A 16124-nucleotide genomic window follows, 5' to 3' on the forward strand; every position below is an offset into this window, starting at 1 on the left:
CTCAGCGCTCCCTCAGCGCGACCTGCGCGTTGTACCAGTTCATGACCAGCGAGATCAGAATCGACAGGCCGAGATAAACGCCCATGAAGATCGCAATGGCTTCAATGGCCTGGCCTGTCTGGTTCATGATCGTGTTGGAAACCATCACCAGATCCGGGTAACCGATGGCGATCGCCAGCGAACTGTTCTTGAAGACCGTCAGATAGGTGTTGGTCAGCGGCGGAATGATGATCCTGAGCGCCTGCGGCAGGATCACCAGTTTCAGCGTGCGCCCGCGAGAAAGGCCGAGCGCGGTCGCGGCCTCCCATTGGCCCTTGCTCACCGCCTGGATACCGGCGCGAACGATTTCCGCAACGTTAGCCGACACACTCAGCGTCAACCCCAGCAGAAGCGCCACGAACTCCGGGCGCAGGTGATAGCCGCCGCTCAGGCGGAAGCGGCCGAGCTCGGGCACGTCCCAGCTGACGGCGATGTCTGCAAACAGGGCCACCAGCGCAAGCGGCAGCAGGAATGCGAGCGGCGCGTAGAGGCCGATCGGAGCCTCCTTGCCGGTGGCGACGCGTCGTCTGCCAAGAACACGGGCGACGGCAATGGCAGCGATACCACCGACGATCGCTGCCGCAACCAATGCAGCAAACCCGCTCTCGAAACGCAGCGCCGGCATGACCAGACCGCTGTTCGACAGGAAGACGCCCGGAAGCATCTCGATCGCCTGCTTGACCGGCGGGAAGGCCGAGATGATCAGGGAATACCACAGCAACAGGTAGAGCAGCAGCGGCACGTTGCGCAGCGCTTCGACATAGGCAAGCATCAGCCGCGACAGCACCGGATTGTGCGAGAGCCGTCCGATACCGACCAGAAGGCCGAGCACGGTGCCGAACACGGCGGCCAGCAACGCGACCTTGACCGTATTGGCGATGCCGACAAGGATGGCGCGACCGATCGTATCCGTCGGCTCATAGGCAATCGCCGTCTCGGTGATGACGAACCCGGCCTGGCGGGCAAGAAAGCCGAAGCCCGTGGCGATATCCTGCTTGGCTAGATTGGCGCTCGCCGTACTGAACATCACCCAGGCGACCAAAAGCACGGTGCCGATGGCAACCGCTTGGTAGAGGTAGGCGCGAACCCGCGCATCGTTAAACAGGGGCATGGGCACCCGTCCTTAAGAGAGGATATCAAGCGCCGCGCGCGTCATCGGCCACGCAGAGGTCGCTTCAGCACGTCAGATGCCTGCATGGTCCGTCCTCGCGGTCGGCCCATGCAGCACATCGGCAGGCCCGCGCCAAAGGCACGGGCCCGTTCATCCTCAACGGAATGGCGGTGCGTAGAGCAGACCACCTTCGCTCCAGCGCGTATTCGGGCCGCGCGTCAGTCCAAGCGCCGTCTTGGTGCCGAGATTGCGCTCGAACACTTCGCCGTAGTTGCCTACACCCTTGACGATGTTGTAGCCCCACTTGTTGTCGAGGTTGAGCATCTTGCCGAGCTCTTCGTTGACGCCGAGCATGCGCTGGATCTCCGGATCCTCGCTTTTCGCCATCTCGTCGACATTGGCCTGGGTGATGCCGCGCTCTTCGGCCGCCATCAACATCCACACCGACCACGAGACGATGTCACGCCAGTTGGAATCGTTCTGGCGCACGGACGGCGCCAGTGGCTCCTTGGAGATGGTTTCCGGAAGAACGACATAGTCATCGGGATTGTTGGCGACCGCGCGGATCGACGCGAGGTCAGAGCGGTCGGACGAGATCGCCTCGCAGCGGCCGGAGAAGAAGGCGTTGCGGTTTTCATCCGGGCTTTCGAACACGACCAGCTCGAACTTGCCGCCGATCGAGCGGAAGAAGTCGCTGAGGTTCTGGGCGGTCGTCGTGCCGGGCAGCGTGCAGATTGCAGCATCCGTCAGTTCCTTGGCGCTGTTGACGCCGAGCGACTTCGGCACCATCAAACCCTGACCGTCGTAAAACACGGTCGGACCGAAATCGAGACCGAGCGAGACTTCGCGCGAAAACGTATGGGTCGTCTGGCGCGACAGCATGTCGATCTCGCCGGACTGCAGCGCCTGGAAGCGGGTGTTGATGTTGGTCAGGACGAAATCGACCTTTTCCGGGTCGCCGAAGACTGCGGAAGCGACGGCGCGGCAGACGTCCACGTCGAAGCCCTGCATGTGGCCCTTGGCGTCGGCGGTCGCAAAGCCCGGCGTGCTCATCGACACGCCGCAAATCAGCTTGCCGCGCGCCTTGACCGTTTCAAGCGTCGTCGCCGCGTTTGCCGAAGTCGCCGCCACGAGCCCGACGGCGATGCCGGCGACCGTGGCGCAGAGCTGAAGAATCCTGCTTTTCATGAATTCCCTCCCATGGGTTTTATCTGCGCTGATCTGTCCGGCTCGTGCGGTTCTCGTCGCACGCCTCCTCCCGAACCGATCGGCGCCGTCAAATTTCCGGCGCCACCAATTGCATACGATAGAAGAATACGAACATCAACACGATTGTATACAATATTGACGACAAAATTTCGTGCCTCGGCGGCATCGCCCGACCGGCCGCAATCTGTCAGGCCCTGCGCCGGCGACTTGCCGGCAGGAGGACCTGGATACGACGTTCTTTCCTCGATCTGCGGCACGAACTGTCGCGCCGCAGGCAGCCTCGTGCTCTCGCTCACATATTCTGCAACGATACCGGTGCGCCGGGCGGGTCTTGCAAGAGAGGGAGTAAGCGATGCCAAGAGAACTGGAATTCATGAGCAAACAGGTTGCCGCGGGGCGGCTGTCGCGACGAGAGTTCCTCGGCCGCGCGGCAGCGCTCGGCGTGACGCTTGCGTCCGCAAATGCGCTGCTCGGGCGGGCAGCGCATGCGGCCGGGCCGGTCAAGGGGGGCGTGTTGAAAGCGGGCCTCGTCGGGGGTGAATCGACCAACAGCCTCGACCCGGCGACCTGGGCAAGCCAGGTCCCCTATACGCTCGGACGCTGCTGGGGGGAGCAGCTGCTCGAGGTTTCTCCGACCGGCGAGATCGAATACCGGCTCGCGGAGGCCTATGAAGCGACACCCGACGCCAAGACCTGGCGCTTCAAGATCCGCAAGGGTGTCACCTTCCACAACGGCAAGGACCTGACGCCGGCCGACGTTGTGGCTACGCTCGAACGCCACGGCGACGCCGCCTCCAAGTCGGCAGCGCTCCCCTTCGTTCAGGAGTTCGAGACCATCAAGGTCGATGGTGACAGCGTCGTCATCACCCTGCGTCAGCCGAACGCCGACCTGCCCTATGTCGTCAGCGACTATCACCTGATGATCCAGCCGAATGGCGGCAAGGACGACCCGACGGCCGGCATCGGCACCGGCCCCTACAAGGTGGTTTCCAACGAGCCTGGCGTCAAACATATCGCCGAACGCCACGAAGGCTATTGGGGCTCGGCCGAACGCGGCCACGCCGACCAGATCGAGATCGCCGTGATCAACGATTCGACGGCGCGCACGGCTGCGCTGCAGAGCGGCCAGATCCACATGATCAATCGCATCGAGCCGAAAGTGGTCGCCCTGATCAGCCGCCTGCCCGGCGTCGTCATCCGCAACGTGCCCGGCAAGGGCCACTATGTGTTCATCGCCCACTGCAACACGGCGCCCTTCGACAACAACGACCTGCGGCTGGCGCTGAAATATGCGGTCGATCGCGAAGAGATGGTCGCCAAGGTGCTGAGCGGCTACGGCACGGTCGGCAACGACACGCCGATGATCAAGGGCTACCCGCTGTTCGACAACGACATCGAACAGCGCGCCTTCGACCCGGACAAGGCGAAGTTCCATTACAAGAAATCCGGTCACAGCGGCTCGGTTCTACTTCGCACATCCGATGTCGCCTTCCCCGGCGCCGTCGATGCGGCACAGCTCTTCCAGATGAGCGCCGCCAAGTGCGGCATCACCATCGACCTGAAGCGTGAGCCCGGCGACGGCTACTGGTCGGATGTCTGGAACAAGCAGCCGTTCAGCATGTCCTATTGGACCGGACGACCGACGCAGGATCAGGTCTATTCGATCGCCTACCTCTCCAAGGCCGAATGGAACGACACCCGCTTCTTCCGCGAGGACTTCGACAAGCTGATCTTTGCCGCGCGCGGCGAACTCGACCAGGCCAAGCGCAAGGCGCTCTATCGCCAGGCGGCGATGATCCTCCGCGACGAGGGCGGCGTCATCGTGCCGATGTTCAACAACTACATCGACGCGACCAACGACAAGGTCGGCGGCTGGGTCGACGATCCGAACGGCGAACTGATGGGCGGGCACGCCTTGACGAAATGCTGGCTCAACGCCTGAAGGACGGCATGAAAAAACCGGAGGTCGTCGTACGGCCTCCGGTCCTACTGAACGCTTTGTCCTTTAAACGAGGCGATGCCGGTTGGCGGCTCAGGCCGTCCGGCGCAGCGACACGGTGCCGTCGCCGGCAATGTCGGCGGCGATATCGTGATAGCGTGCAAGCGTCATGTGCGGCGTATCGGCGGCCGCCTCATGGGCGCCGGTGACGACGACGACGTCGGCACCGGCGGCGAGCCCCGCCAGAATGCCCGCCGGCGCATCTTCAAAGACAAGGCAATCCTCGGCGCGAACCCCCAGCCGCTCGGCGGCCATGCGGTAGCCCTCAGGGTCGGGCTTGCCGACGGAGACATCCTCGCCCGTGATCATCAGTGCCGGCGTCGGAATACCGGCCGCCGAAAGCCGGCGTATCGCAAGGTCGAGCGGTGCCGACGTGACGATCGCCCAACGCTCCGGCGGGAGGGAGTTCAGGAAGGCGACGGCGCCGGGGATTTCGATAATGCCCTCCACGTCGGCGATCTCGGCAAGCGCCAGATCGATGGCTTCCTTTTCGGGATCCACGTCCGGCAGCTCGAGATTGCGGATCGTATCGACGGCACGCACGCCATGCACCGTCTTGACGAACTCCACCGGATCAAGGCCATTGCGCTCGGCCCAGGCTCCCCAGACGCGCTCGACCACCGCCATGGAGTTGAGCAGCGTGCCGTCCATGTCGAACAGCAGGGCGGCAAAATTCTTCGTGAAAACAGATGAAGGCGCGGCGTCCAAGGCAAGTCCCCTGAGCTGGTGAGACGGGCGGGAGCTCCGCCCTTGGGAGCAATTCCAGGAAAAGCGTACACGCGTTTCCATCCGGAACTGTGCGGAAGAGTTGGATCCCTTCACTGTTACGATCACGCACAGAGGGATCCGGGAAGAAAGAACTCGTACTACCGGATCGGCGAACGCACAATCCTCTTTGCGCTCCAGGCGCCATCAGCCGTCACGCGGTGCGCCAGCCGGACTTCGTCTGCAGGAAATCGATCGGTCCGCCCGGCACCGCGTCGTCAAAAACGGCACAGGACAGGACCCCGCTGAACACCGCGCCGGAATCGACATTGGTTCGGTTGCCGACCGTGCGCGGATTGAAGGTATTGGGCGTGTGTCCGTGGCAAAGATGACGACCCCAATACTCGCCCGAATAGTCGTCGGGCCGCCTGATCCACAGGAAGATCTCGTCGCCTTGCCGCGAGAGCGGCAGCGTCTCGTCAACGCCTGCATGAACGTAGATGCGGTACGGCTCCACCAGGATGGACGGCAGGTCCCTGATCCACTTGCGGTGCCGGCCGGGCACCGTACCGTCATAGGACAGCAGCGTCTCCTGCCCGCCATTCATCAGCCACCACTCAACGTCGCTTTCGCCGCTGCTTGCGCCCCATAACATTTCCTCGTGATTGCCCTTGAGCGTCAACCAGCTCCAGCCGGGCCTGGTCGGGCCGGCCATGATCCGTTCCACGACGCCACGGCTGTCGGGACCGCGATCTATCAGGTCACCGAGAAAGATCACCCGTCCCGCCGGCGCATAGGCCTCGATCTTGTCCAGCAGCGCCTGCAGCAGATCACTGCGGCCGTGAATATCGCCAATCGCGAAAGTAAGATGCCCGACGGCCATCCACCCTGTCTCCAGTCTCAAGTACAAACCCGTTTCCGGACGGAAACAAGGGAGTATACATCGACCGATGTTTTATGTCGGTGGCTGAAGTTGGGCGGACGGACAAGGCCGTGGCGCCGTCAGAGGGCTCCGGGCGCAGCCGACGGGGCGACGGCGCGGGCCGGCAGATCCTTGGCGGTGTCTGCCGACTGGAAGGCGGGCTCGCCGGCCGGTGGCTTCCTGGTGCAGTTGGCAAAGGCGTCAAGGTCCTTCTTGTAGACCCTGGTTTCGACATCCATCATGCCGAGCACCGTGTGGAAGAGATTGTCGTGCGATTTCGGCTGCGCGGTCTCCTTGGCGAGGCAGGCCGCATCGACGCCCATCGTCGCCTGATAGGGCTTCGAGAACCAGGCGAGGAACGGAACCTGGGTCTGTTCGCGCGGGGCGATCGCATAGGGCGCGCCATGCAGATAGATGCCGTTCTCTCCAAGCGATTCACCGTGATCGGACATGTAGATCATCGCTCCTGCGACAGTATCCTGGTGCTTTTCCAGAAGGCGGGCGACGCTTGCAAGCACGTGGTCCGTGTAGAGGATCGTGTTGTCATAGGCGTTGGTGATTTCGGCAACCGAACACTTCATCAGCTCGGGCGTGCGGCAATCCGGCGTGAAGCGCCGGAACTTTTCGGGGTAGCGCAGATAGTAGGACGGGCCGTGGCTGCCGAGCTGGTGCAGGACGATCACGCTGTTTTTGGTCGTGCTTGAAAGCTTCTTGTCGAGCTCGCCAAGGAAGATCTCGTCCAGGCACTCACCGTTCTGGCACAGCGGGCTGTTCTTCTGGTTCGTCATGCTGGCGAAATTGATGAGGTCGGCGATGCCCTTGCTGCCGGTGTTGTTGTCCCACCAGGTGGTCGACACGCCGGCGCGGGTCAGCACGTTCATCAGGTTTTCCGTCGAGCGCGCCTTCCAGTCGCTGTACTCGCTGCGCGGATAGACCGAAAACATGCAGGGAAGCGAAATCGCCGTCGCCGTACCACAACTGGTCGTGTCCGTGTAGTTAACGACGCCCAACGCCTTCAGCTCGGGGTTGGTCTCACGCCCGTAGCCGTTGAGCGAGAAATTCATGGCCCGCGCCGTTTCACCGGCAACGACGACCACGACAACCGGCTTGCCGGCGGAAGCGATGCGCGCGCCCTGCCGGGCGTCGGTGCCGAGCGGCTGCACGACGATGTTGCGCTCCTTGTAGGTCGAAGCGGCATAACGCACGGCCGCCGAGAAGGGCCCGGTCGGATTGAACCGCTTCATCAGGTCCTTGTGCTCGCGGATCACGTAGGCGACGTTGGCGAAATTCGCGTAGATCAGTCCGCCGCTGACGAGCAGGCACGGAATGATCACCGCGAGATTGATGGCGGCGTTGGGAAGGAACCGTCGATAGCGGACCCTGACCCAGAGAACGACGAGTGACGGAAGCAGCCCGTAAACCAGCAGATGCGTCGCCAGGCTTCCGGTCAAAATATGGCTCGCCTCGGCCTGCGTCGTCACCGCCGCATTGCCGATCATGTCCTTGTCGATGATGACGCCGAACGTATCGATGAAATAGGACGCCGAGGCCGAAACGGCGATGAAGAAGATCAAGACCGGCTTCAGCACGAACTTGACGGACGCGGTTGTCAGCGCCGCAAGGGTCAACAGGCACATGGCCGCGCCGAAGGACAGGAGAGCGACGGCGGAATCGTCGAAATAGGCGGTCGCGTGTGTCCAGAACGATCTGTTGGTGACCAGAAGCAGATAGGCGCTGACGAGCGCGCTCAGGGCGATACCGCCGATCTCTGGCCGGCGTATTCTTGATAATGTCAAAACGATCGTCTCCTGCGGCGTCTGCACCGGCGCACGAAGGGGCGCGGCAGACGCGGGCATCAGTCGAGGTAGAGACCGCGGATGCGGCCGCCTGTTCGGTTGCAGCCTCCCCCTCTGATGTGGAGATACGCCCGACAAGCTGTCCAAACCCCGTCAGGATTGCTCATTGTTCGACCGATACGCGCGTAAGTAGCTGCGAGGGCGAGGAGTTGGCAGTCTCGCCGAAAGCCCATATGGTCGATCACGGCCCCTGTAATATCGAGACGAATCAATGCGCCTGCTCCTGGTCGAAGACAGTCCGAGACTGGTTGAACTGGTTGGAGAAACCATGCGCGACGCGGGCTGGCGGCTCGATGCCGTATCGAGCGTCGCAGATGCGGAAACGGCGATTGCTGCACGCGAGCACGACCTTGTGCTGCTCGACCTCGGATTGCCCGACGGTGACGGTCTGTCGCTGCTGCGGCGCGTGCGGCAGGAACATCCGGGTTTGCCGGTCTTGATCATCACCGCCAAGGGCTCCGTGGATGAGCGTATCGCCGGGCTCGACGCCGGCGCCGACGACTATCTGGTGAAACCGTTCCATCACCGGGAGCTGCTTTCCCGTTGCCGTGCGATGCTCAGGCGAAACCCGCAGGCGGTCCAGCCGGTGCTGGAGGCGGGCTCGCTCCGATACGACCCGGCCACCGCCGACCTTACCTGCGACGGCGCAATCGTGCCGCTGCCGCCGCGGGAGCGTTCATTGATGGAAATCCTGATGCGTGAAGTCGGCCGCGTCGTGCCGAAGCGCAAGCTCGAAACGGCGCTTTCGGAATACGGCCAGGAAGTGACGCCCAATGCGCTTGAACTTGCCGTTTCGCGGGTGCGCAAGCGGCTGCAGGCGCTCGACACCGGCGTACAGATCGAGACCGTTCGCGGCATCGGCTACCTGCTCAGGCAAGCGCCATGAAAAGCCGCAACCCGTCATTGATCGGCATCGTCGCGCGACGCATCGTCGCCTTTTCGCTGTTGGCCATGGCGATCCAGATCGGGGTCGTCTTCGCCGACTACTGGTTCGATGACGACAAGCTCAGCGTGCTCATGCTGCAGCAGGAAACGGAAAATCTCGCGGGTTATGTCAATGTGCGCGATGGCGTCGCGCACTATGAACCGGACCACGAGATGCGAGAACGCTACCTCGACCGACAGGACGACAACAGCTCGATCTTTTTGCGCATCCGGACCGCCTCCGGTGACATCATCCATTCGAACTGCACAAGCGAATGCGCCCAGCACTTCCTGCCGATCAACGTCGACGCGCCGCAGTTCTGGAAGCGGCTGATCGCGCCGGGAAAACCCTTCAGCGTTGCAGGCGGACAGACCTTTGATCGCAACGGCACGCCCATCCTGGTCGAGCTGGCGATCATCAACGACCCGAACGGCTTCATGTACAGCGCCCTGCTGCACGAGATGTTCGATTCCATGATCGTGCCGATGACCCTGATGTTCTGTCTCGTGATCGGTGCAACCATCTGGTCCATCCGCAGCGCGCTCAGGCCCGTCGCCATGGCGGCAAAGGCAGCAGACGCCCTTGACCCGCGCGACGGCGATGCGCGCCTGCCGCTGACGAAAATGCCGCAGGAAATCGCTCGCCTCGTCACCGCCGTCAACCGGATGCTGACGCGCGTCGCCGACCTCATCCAGTCGCAGAAGCTGTTTTCTTCGTCGATCGCCCACGAGATCCGCACGCCTGTCTCTATCGCCAAAATGGAACTCAGCCGCATCGAGGACCCGCGGGCCCGTAACGCCGAGCGGGACCTCGACGCCCTGACGCATATCCTCGAGCAGCTGACCTCGCTTGCACGGGCCGACGCGGTCGACCCGGCCGCCTATCAGCGCACCAGCCTGTCGCAGATCGGCGCGGCCGTCGCCGAGGCGATCGCACCGTTTGTCTTCGACCACGACAAGTCCCTGGAATTCATCGACGAGGGCACACCACCGGTCACCGCGATCCCGGCCCTCGTCGAGAACATGCTGCGCAACCTGATCGAGAACGCCGTCAAGCACAATCCGCCGGGCACGCGCATCATCCTTGCCTGCGGTCCGGGGCCGGTGGTTTCGGTCGAGGACGACGGCAAGGGGCTCGTCGATCTTCCGGACCACAACGAAGATCTCGGCTACGTAAAGAGATCCGGCCAACTCGGCCTGGGATTGAAGATCGTGCGGCGCATCAGCGCCCTGCACCAGGCGACGGTTGCGATCGACACGGCGCAGGAGCGCGGCACCAAGATTTCCATCGATTTCTCTGCGGCCGCACAGGCGCCATGAATTCGCTTGCCTTGCCCCTGCGGCAGCGAGCGCTGCTTTAGGTGCGGCGCATATATTTTAATCAGCAAGGCTTTTTTGGATGCGGTTTCCCTACCCGGACGCGCGCCATGTGCTATTGGCGGAGCCTACTGGATAGATTGCTCCGAAGGTCTCCATGCTGAAGATCCGCGCCTACCTCAAGCGCTTCATGCCATCGCTGGTCCCCGTCAGCCACGTGGACCGCCTGCGGTCGTCGCTTGGCGCGCTCATCGGCATTCTGTTCACTGGCATCATCAGCAGTTACGCGCTTGGGGCAGACGCCAATCTGCCGCTGCTGATTGCGCCCATGGGTGCGTCTGCGGTCCTGCTGTTCGCCGCCCCCTCCAGCCCGCTCGCACAGCCGTGGTCCATCATCGGCGGCAACGTCATTTCGTCGGCGATCGGCGTCACGGCGGCACTGCTGATCCCGGAGCCTGTCGTGGCGGCTGCGGTCGCGGTCGGTCTTGCGATCGCCGTCATGCTGCTGCTCGGCTGCCTCCATCCACCAAGTGGGGCTGTTGCGCTGACCGCCGTTCTCGGCGGGCCGGCCATCCACGCGGCCGGCTACTGGTTCGTGCTTTCGCCGGTTGCGATCAACTCGTTCGTCATCCTCGTGATCGCGCTTGTCTTCAACAACGCCATGGGTCGGCGCTATCCGCACCTTGCTCAGGCGCCGGCGTCGCATGGAACCAGCGACCCTCAGCCGTCGCACCGGCTCGGGATCGTGCCCGCGGATCTTCAGGCTGTGCTGGCTCAATATGGAGAGGTGATCGACGTCAGCCCAGCGGAACTGGACACCTTGATCCATCAGGCGCAGATCCGCGCCTTCAACCGGCGCACGGGTGAGATCACCTGTGCGGACATCATGTCGCGCGATGTCGCCACGGTGCGCCCGGAAACGTCGCTGCGTCAGGCGTATCAATCTCTGCTGGCGCACAGGATCAAGGCGCTTCCCGTCGTCTCCGGGAACAACGACCTTGTCGGAATCGTCACCCAAACCGATTTCATGAGCCATGTCCTGCTGCCACCACAAGCCGGTTTCCGCCAGCGACTCGGAAACGTCATCGGCCTTGGTCCCAAGCCGCCGCGCATCGTCTCGGACATCATGACGCGCCGCGTCCAGTCCGCGTTGCCTGACACCATGATCGCCAAGCTTGTGCCGCCAATGGCGGATATGGGACTGCATCACATGCCGATCGTCGATGACAACAACCGGCTCGTCGGTATCGTCACGCAGTCGGACCTTATCGCCGCGCTCTTCCAGCGTCGGCTTGAACGGGGCGACGAGCGCGACGTCGCCTGAGGCGAAACGACCAGGCCCTCCCGCAAACAGATACATTTGTCGCTGCCCAAACCGGTGCAGGCGAATGGCTTGCGCCCTCAACATGTCATAAAATTCATTCGATTGACTTAATCAATGGAATGATGTAATTTAAGGACATGATCAAACACAAATCCTCGACCCATCCACCGAAGCAAGACCGCGGCGATGCGACCCGCGAGAAGCTTTTGACCAGTTCCATCGATGTCTTCGGCCGCTACGGCTTCGACGGCGCGACGACGCGCATGCTCGCTGAAGCAGCCGGAGTGAACCTGCAGGCAATCCCCTATTACTTCGGCGGCAAGGAGGGCCTCTATATCGCCGCGGCCGAACACCTCGCGTCGATCATCATCGGCCACGTCGCAGAGCTCAGAAACACCATCATCGAACGCCTTGGCCGTCTCGACAGCGCTGGCGAGGCCCTGTCACCCGACGAGGCCCGCACGATCCTCACCCAGCTGGCGCAGCATATGGTCGGGCTCTTCGTCAGCCGGCAGTCCGAAAGCTGGGCGCGCTTTATCATCCGCGAACAGATGGAGCCGACCGAGGCTTTCGAACGCATCTATGGGAGCGTGATGGCGCCGATGATCGGCACGGCCGGCAGGCTCGTCGCCACCATTCTCAATGAACCGACCCAGTCCGATCACGTGCGACTGAGGACCCTGTCCTTCGTCGGCAGCATCCTCGTCTTCCGCATGGCCAATGCCGCCGTGCTGCGGCAGATGGGCTGGCAGGCCGTCGGCCCCGACGAACTCGACATCCTGAGACGCCATGCCGCCGGGCTCGTCGCAGCCCTTGGTGGCGACAAGGAGGCCCGGTCATGAACGGGAAGCTGATCGCCCTTGTCCTTCTTGCCGGTGCCGCGGCCGGCGCCTGGTGGTTCGACGTGCCGGAGCGGCTTGGCTGGACCGGCCATCAACAGGCATCCGTGCTCTATGGCAATGTCGATATCCGCCAGGTCTCGCTCGGCTTCCGCGTCAGTGGCCGCATCTCGGGCCTTTCGGTCGATGAGGGCGATGCGGTAAAGCCCGGAGACGTACTTGCGACGCTCGACGCCGTCCCGTTCGAACAGGCGGAGGCTGCGGCCGAGGCCGAACTCGGCTCGTTGAAAGCCAACCTGGCAAAACTCAAGGCGGGCGCCCGACCGACCGAAATTGCGCAGGCCCGCGCCACGCATGAAGAACGGCTTGCGGACCTCGAAAACGCCAATCTCGCCTATGAGCGGGCGCGCCAGCTGCGCCCGAACGGCACCATTTCCCAGGCCAACCTTGACGAAGCAAGCGCGAACAGGGCGGCCGCCGTTGCGCGTGCAACGTCTGCCCGCGAAGCGCTCGCCCTGATCGAGGAAGGAAGCCGGATCGAGGACATCGAGGCGGCACAGGCTCAGGTCCTTGCCGCCGAGGCCAAACTCGAGAGTGCGCGCACTTCGCTTGACGATACGCGGCTGCTTGCGCCGAGCACGGGCACGGTGCTCTCCAGAGTGCGTGAGGTCGGCGCGATCGTCGCACCGTCGGACATGGTTTTCGTCGTCTCGCTGAACGAGCCGGTCTGGGTGCGCGCTTACGTGTCGGAACCGGACCTCGGCCGGGTGCATCCCGGCATGGAGGTCGAAGTCACCTCCGACAGCGCGCCTGGTCATCGCTACAAGGCAACCGTCGGCTTTATCTCGCCGGTCGCCGAGTTCACGCCGAAATCGGTGGAGACGCCTGAACTGCGGACCGATCTCGTCTACCGCCTGAGGATCGTCGTCGAAAAGCCCGGCCTCGATCTGAGGCAGGGCATGCCCGTGACCGTGCATCTGCCCGAACAAGCCGGAGCTCAACGATGAGCGACGCCGTCCCCTTTGTCCGGATTGTCGATGTGGTCAAGCGCTTCGGCAACGCTCCACCGGCGCTCGATCACGTCGCCGGCGAGATCCTGGGTGGGCGCATCACCGGCCTCGTCGGTCCGGATGGCGCGGGAAAGACCACGCTGATCCGGCTGATGACCGGGCTGATGGCGCCCGACGAAGGAAAAGTCGAGGTGCTGGGCTTCGACACGGTGACCAACGCCGCCGATATTCAGGCAGCGATCGGCTACATGCCGCAGCGCTTTGGCCTCTACGAGGACCTGTCCGTCCAGGAGAACCTCAACCTTTATGCCGATCTGCGCGGATTGCCGGTTGCAGAACGCGCCGCGACCTTCGACGAACTGCTCGAATTCACCGACCTCAAGCGCTTCACCGAAAGGCTCGCCGGCAAGCTCTCGGGCGGCATGAAGCAAAAACTCGGCCTCGCCTGCGCGCTCCTGCGCAAGCCGCGACTTCTGCTTCTTGACGAACCGGGGGTCGGCGTCGATCCGATATCGCGTCGGGACCTGTGGAAAATGGTCGAGAACCTGACCGCCGAAGGCATCGGCGTGGTCTGGTCGACGGCCTATCTCGACGAGGCCGAGGCCTGCGACAGCGTGCTGCTTCTCAACGAAGGGAAGCTGCTGTTTGCCGGCAGTCCTTCGGAATTGACCGGTCGCGTTGCCGATCGCGTCTTCAAGGTAGCAGGCGTGTCGAAGGGGCGTCGTCAGACGCTGGCCCGCTATCTCGACGACGACAATGTTGTCGACGGGGTCATCCAGGGTGAAGCAATCCGGCTGGTGATGAAGCCGGACACCGTGCCGCCGACGCTGGACGACAGGTCGCCTGCTCCCGTTGCGGCAACGACGGCGCCGCGTTTCGAAGACGCCTTCATCGACATGCTCGGCGGCGGCCCTGGCGGGCGGTCGAAGCTGGCTGAAACGCAGACGCCCTTCAGCACCACGGATGCCAAACCGGTGATCGAGGCGCATGGGCTGACAAAGCGCTTCGGCGACTTCACCGCTGCCGACGCCATCACCTTCGACATCCCGCGCGGCCAGATCTTCGGGCTTCTCGGTCCGAACGGCGCGGGCAAGTCGACAACCTTCAAGATGCTGTGCGGCTTGCTGAAGCCGACCGCCGGCGAAGGCCGCGTTGCCGGCTTCGACCTGCGCCGCGATGCCGCCGAAGCGCGCAACCGGCTCGGCTACATGGCGCAGAAGTTTTCGCTCTACGGCGATCTCAGCGTTGCGCAGAACCTGAGCTTCTTTGCCGGTGTCTACGGTCTTTCCGGCGCGCGCAAGCGCGAGCGCATAGAGTTGATGGTCGACATCTTCGGTTTCGCCCGCCTGCTCGACATGTCGGCCAAGGATCTGCCGCTCGGGCTCAAACAGCGGCTGGCGCTCGCCTGCGCCGTACTGCACGAGCCGGAAGCGCTTTTTCTCGACGAACCCACCTCCGGCGTCGACCCGATCACGCGGCGCGAGTTCTGGACCCACATCAACGGACTGGTCGAAAAGGGCGTGACGGTGCTCGTCACGACCCATTTCATGGATGAGGCGGAATATTGCGACCGCATCTCGCTCATCTATCGCGGCCGCTCGATCGCGCTTGGCTCGCCGGACGAATTGAAGGCGCAGGTCGCGACAGCAGAGCATCCGGATCCGACGATGGAAGACGCGTTCATCGCTCTGGTCCAGGGCTCCGAGGAGAAGGAGGCCGCATGAGTACGCCCCCCCCAAGTACGGAAGGCCGGGCGGCCCGCATCCGGCGCTTCACTGCGTTGGTGCGCAAGGAAAGCTATCAGATCGTCCGCGATCCGAGCAGCATCCTGATCGCCTTCGTGCTGCCGCTCATCCTGCTCTTTCTGTTCGGCTACGGCGTTTCGCTCGACACCACGCAGACCCGCATCGGCCTCGTCATCGAACAGGAAACACCGCTTACGCGCGATCTTGCAGCCGGCTTTCAGGCCTCGCGCTATTTCACGGTGGCGGTCGGCCGCGATCGCCGCACGTTCGAAGAAGACCTCGTCCTCGGCCGCATTCGCGGCATCGTCGTGATCCCGGCAGGTTTCGTGTCGGACTATTCCGCCGGCCGGCACCCGGCCCTGCAGGTGCTGGTCGACGGCTCCGACCCGAACACCGCGAACTTTGTGCAGAACTACGCTCAGGCCACGGTCGCCAATTGGGAGCGTCAGCGCCTCAACGATGGCGGCGGGCATCCGCCGGCAATCTCCGCCGAGCAGCGTTTCTGGTTCAATCCGGAGCTGACCAGCCGCAATTTCCTGGTGCCCGGCTCGATCGCGATCGTCATGACGCTGGTCGGCACGCTGTTGACCTCGCTTGTCGTCGCCCGCGAATGGGAACGCGGCACGATGGAGGCGATGATGGCAACGCCGGTTTCGGCAGCCGAGCTTCTGGCCGGCAAGTTGCTGCCCTATTTCCTGCTCGGCCTGACCTCGATGACGCTCTGCGTGCTTCTCGCCGTTTTCCTGTTCGGCGTGCCGTTCCGCGGTTCGGTCGCAGCCCTCTATGCGCTGTCGGCGACCTTCCTGATGCCGGCGCTCGGTCAGGGCCTGCTGATCTCGGCGGCGACCAAGAACCAGTTCCTAGCCTCGCAGCTCGCCCTGATTTCGGCGTTCCTGCCCGCCTTCCTGCTCTCCGGTTTCCTGTTCGAAATCAACTCGATGCCGACCGTGATCCAGTGGATCACCTTCATCGTGCCGGCGCGCTACCTGATCCCGAGCCTGCAGACGGTGTTTCTCGCCGGTGACATCTGGCCGATGTTCACACGCGCGATCGCCGTCATGTTCCTGATCGGCTGCGTCTTCTTTGCGCTCGCAGCGCGCAGCACCCGCAAGAGGATCGGCTGA

General features: G+C 63.3%; 13 protein-coding genes. 8 read left to right on the plus strand and 5 right to left on the minus strand.

Annotated features, from left to right (window positions below):
• Position 1: 1 nt before the first annotated feature.
• Together VGO12_RS10370 and VGO12_RS10375 are read right to left on the minus strand one after the other, a co-directional pair.
• Positions 2–1150 carry an ABC transporter permease subunit gene (locus tag VGO12_RS10370; protein WP_327512666.1) on the minus strand — a complete coding sequence of 383 codons (1149 nt, stop codon included), beginning with the start codon at positions 1148–1150 and terminating at the stop codon, positions 2–4.
• 156 nt (positions 1151–1306) lie between these two features.
• The gene (locus VGO12_RS10375) at positions 1307–2338 is read right to left on the minus strand and encodes an amino acid ABC transporter substrate-binding protein (protein ID WP_327512667.1); all 1032 of its coding nucleotides are present in this window, start codon (positions 2336–2338) and stop codon (positions 1307–1309) included.
• Positions 2339–2711: 373 nt separating this feature from the next.
• Between VGO12_RS10375 and VGO12_RS10380 the strand changes: the two genes are divergently transcribed.
• Entirely contained in the window at positions 2712–4301 is a 1590-nt protein-coding gene (locus tag VGO12_RS10380) for an ABC transporter substrate-binding protein (RefSeq protein WP_327512668.1), read from the plus strand.
• Between the two features lie 90 nt (positions 4302–4391).
• Here the strand turns inward: VGO12_RS10380 and VGO12_RS10385 are convergent, their stop codons facing one another.
• From VGO12_RS10385 to VGO12_RS10395, 3 genes are all read right to left on the minus strand, one after another.
• Positions 4392–5066 carry an HAD family hydrolase gene (locus VGO12_RS10385; RefSeq protein WP_327512669.1) on the minus strand — a complete coding sequence of 225 codons (675 nt, stop codon included), beginning with the start codon at positions 5064–5066 and terminating at the stop codon, positions 4392–4394.
• Between the two features lie 211 nt (positions 5067–5277).
• Complete coding sequence (locus VGO12_RS10390; RefSeq protein WP_327512670.1) at positions 5278–5946, minus strand: metallophosphoesterase family protein; 669 nt, start codon at positions 5944–5946, stop codon at positions 5278–5280.
• A gap of 119 nt (positions 5947–6065) precedes the next feature.
• Positions 6066–7781 (minus strand): phosphoethanolamine--lipid A transferase, encoded by a 1716-nt coding sequence (locus tag VGO12_RS10395; protein ID WP_327512671.1) that lies wholly within the window; start codon positions 7779–7781, stop codon positions 6066–6068.
• A gap of 271 nt (positions 7782–8052) precedes the next feature.
• Here VGO12_RS10395 and VGO12_RS10400 point away from each other — a divergent pair, with 271 nt between their 5' ends.
• The 7 genes from VGO12_RS10400 to VGO12_RS10430 all read left to right on the plus strand — a co-directional run bounded on the left by VGO12_RS10400 (position 8053) and on the right by VGO12_RS10430 (position 16124).
• On the plus strand, positions 8053–8727 hold the full coding sequence (locus VGO12_RS10400) for a response regulator transcription factor (protein ID WP_327512672.1): 675 nt from the start codon (positions 8053–8055) through the stop codon (positions 8725–8727).
• The gene (locus VGO12_RS10405) at positions 8724–10085 is read left to right on the plus strand and encodes a HAMP domain-containing sensor histidine kinase (RefSeq protein ID WP_327512673.1); all 1362 of its coding nucleotides are present in this window, start codon (positions 8724–8726) and stop codon (positions 10083–10085) included. Before VGO12_RS10400 ends, VGO12_RS10405 begins: the two co-directional genes overlap by 4 nt.
• Positions 10086–10239: 154 nt before the next feature.
• Entirely contained in the window at positions 10240–11406 is a 1167-nt protein-coding gene (locus VGO12_RS10410) for an HPP family protein (protein WP_327512674.1), read from the plus strand.
• 137 nt (positions 11407–11543) lie between these two features.
• Entirely contained in the window at positions 11544–12248 is a 705-nt protein-coding gene (locus tag VGO12_RS10415) for a CerR family C-terminal domain-containing protein (RefSeq protein WP_327512676.1), read from the plus strand.
• A complete protein-coding gene (hlyD, locus tag VGO12_RS10420; protein ID WP_327512677.1) occupies positions 12245–13252 on the plus strand; it encodes a secretion protein HlyD in 1008 nt (335 codons plus the stop codon). Before VGO12_RS10415 ends, hlyD begins: the two co-directional genes overlap by 4 nt.
• A complete protein-coding gene (locus tag VGO12_RS10425; protein WP_327512678.1) occupies positions 13249–14979 on the plus strand; it encodes an ATP-binding cassette domain-containing protein in 1731 nt (576 codons plus the stop codon). Before hlyD ends, VGO12_RS10425 begins: the two co-directional genes overlap by 4 nt.
• Positions 14976–16124 carry an ABC transporter permease gene (locus VGO12_RS10430; protein ID WP_327512679.1) on the plus strand — a complete coding sequence of 383 codons (1149 nt, stop codon included), beginning with the start codon at positions 14976–14978 and terminating at the stop codon, positions 16122–16124. The genes VGO12_RS10425 and VGO12_RS10430 overlap by 4 nt, the downstream gene beginning before the upstream one ends.

The sequence above is a fragment of the Ensifer sp. genome, assembly GCF_035999135.1.
Classification (GTDB): domain Bacteria; phylum Pseudomonadota; class Alphaproteobacteria; order Rhizobiales; family Rhizobiaceae; genus Ensifer.

What these genes read in the sequence shown, in the direction of transcription:
- VGO12_RS10370 (WP_327512666.1), bottom strand. Translation starts at nt 1,150, where the DNA reads ATGCCCCTGTTTAACGATGCGCGGGTTCGCGCCTACCTCTACCAAGCG.
- VGO12_RS10375 (WP_327512667.1), bottom strand. Translation starts at nt 2,338, where the DNA reads ATGAAAAGCAGGATTCTTCAGCTCTGCGCCACGGTCGCCGGCATCGCC.
- VGO12_RS10380 (WP_327512668.1), top strand. Translation starts at nt 2,712, where the DNA reads ATGCCAAGAGAACTGGAATTCATGAGCAAACAGGTTGCCGCGGGGCGG.
- VGO12_RS10390 (WP_327512670.1), bottom strand. Translation starts at nt 5,946, where the DNA reads ATGGCCGTCGGGCATCTTACTTTCGCGATTGGCGATATTCACGGCCGC.
- VGO12_RS10400 (WP_327512672.1), top strand. Translation starts at nt 8,053, where the DNA reads ATGCGCCTGCTCCTGGTCGAAGACAGTCCGAGACTGGTTGAACTGGTT.
- VGO12_RS10405 (WP_327512673.1), top strand. Translation starts at nt 8,724, where the DNA reads ATGAAAAGCCGCAACCCGTCATTGATCGGCATCGTCGCGCGACGCATC.
- VGO12_RS10410 (WP_327512674.1), top strand. Translation starts at nt 10,240, where the DNA reads ATGCTGAAGATCCGCGCCTACCTCAAGCGCTTCATGCCATCGCTGGTC.
- VGO12_RS10415 (WP_327512676.1), top strand. Translation starts at nt 11,544, where the DNA reads ATGATCAAACACAAATCCTCGACCCATCCACCGAAGCAAGACCGCGGC.
- hlyD (WP_327512677.1), top strand. Translation starts at nt 12,245, where the DNA reads ATGAACGGGAAGCTGATCGCCCTTGTCCTTCTTGCCGGTGCCGCGGCC.
- VGO12_RS10425 (WP_327512678.1), top strand. Translation starts at nt 13,249, where the DNA reads ATGAGCGACGCCGTCCCCTTTGTCCGGATTGTCGATGTGGTCAAGCGC.
- VGO12_RS10430 (WP_327512679.1), top strand. Translation starts at nt 14,976, where the DNA reads ATGAGTACGCCCCCCCCAAGTACGGAAGGCCGGGCGGCCCGCATCCGG.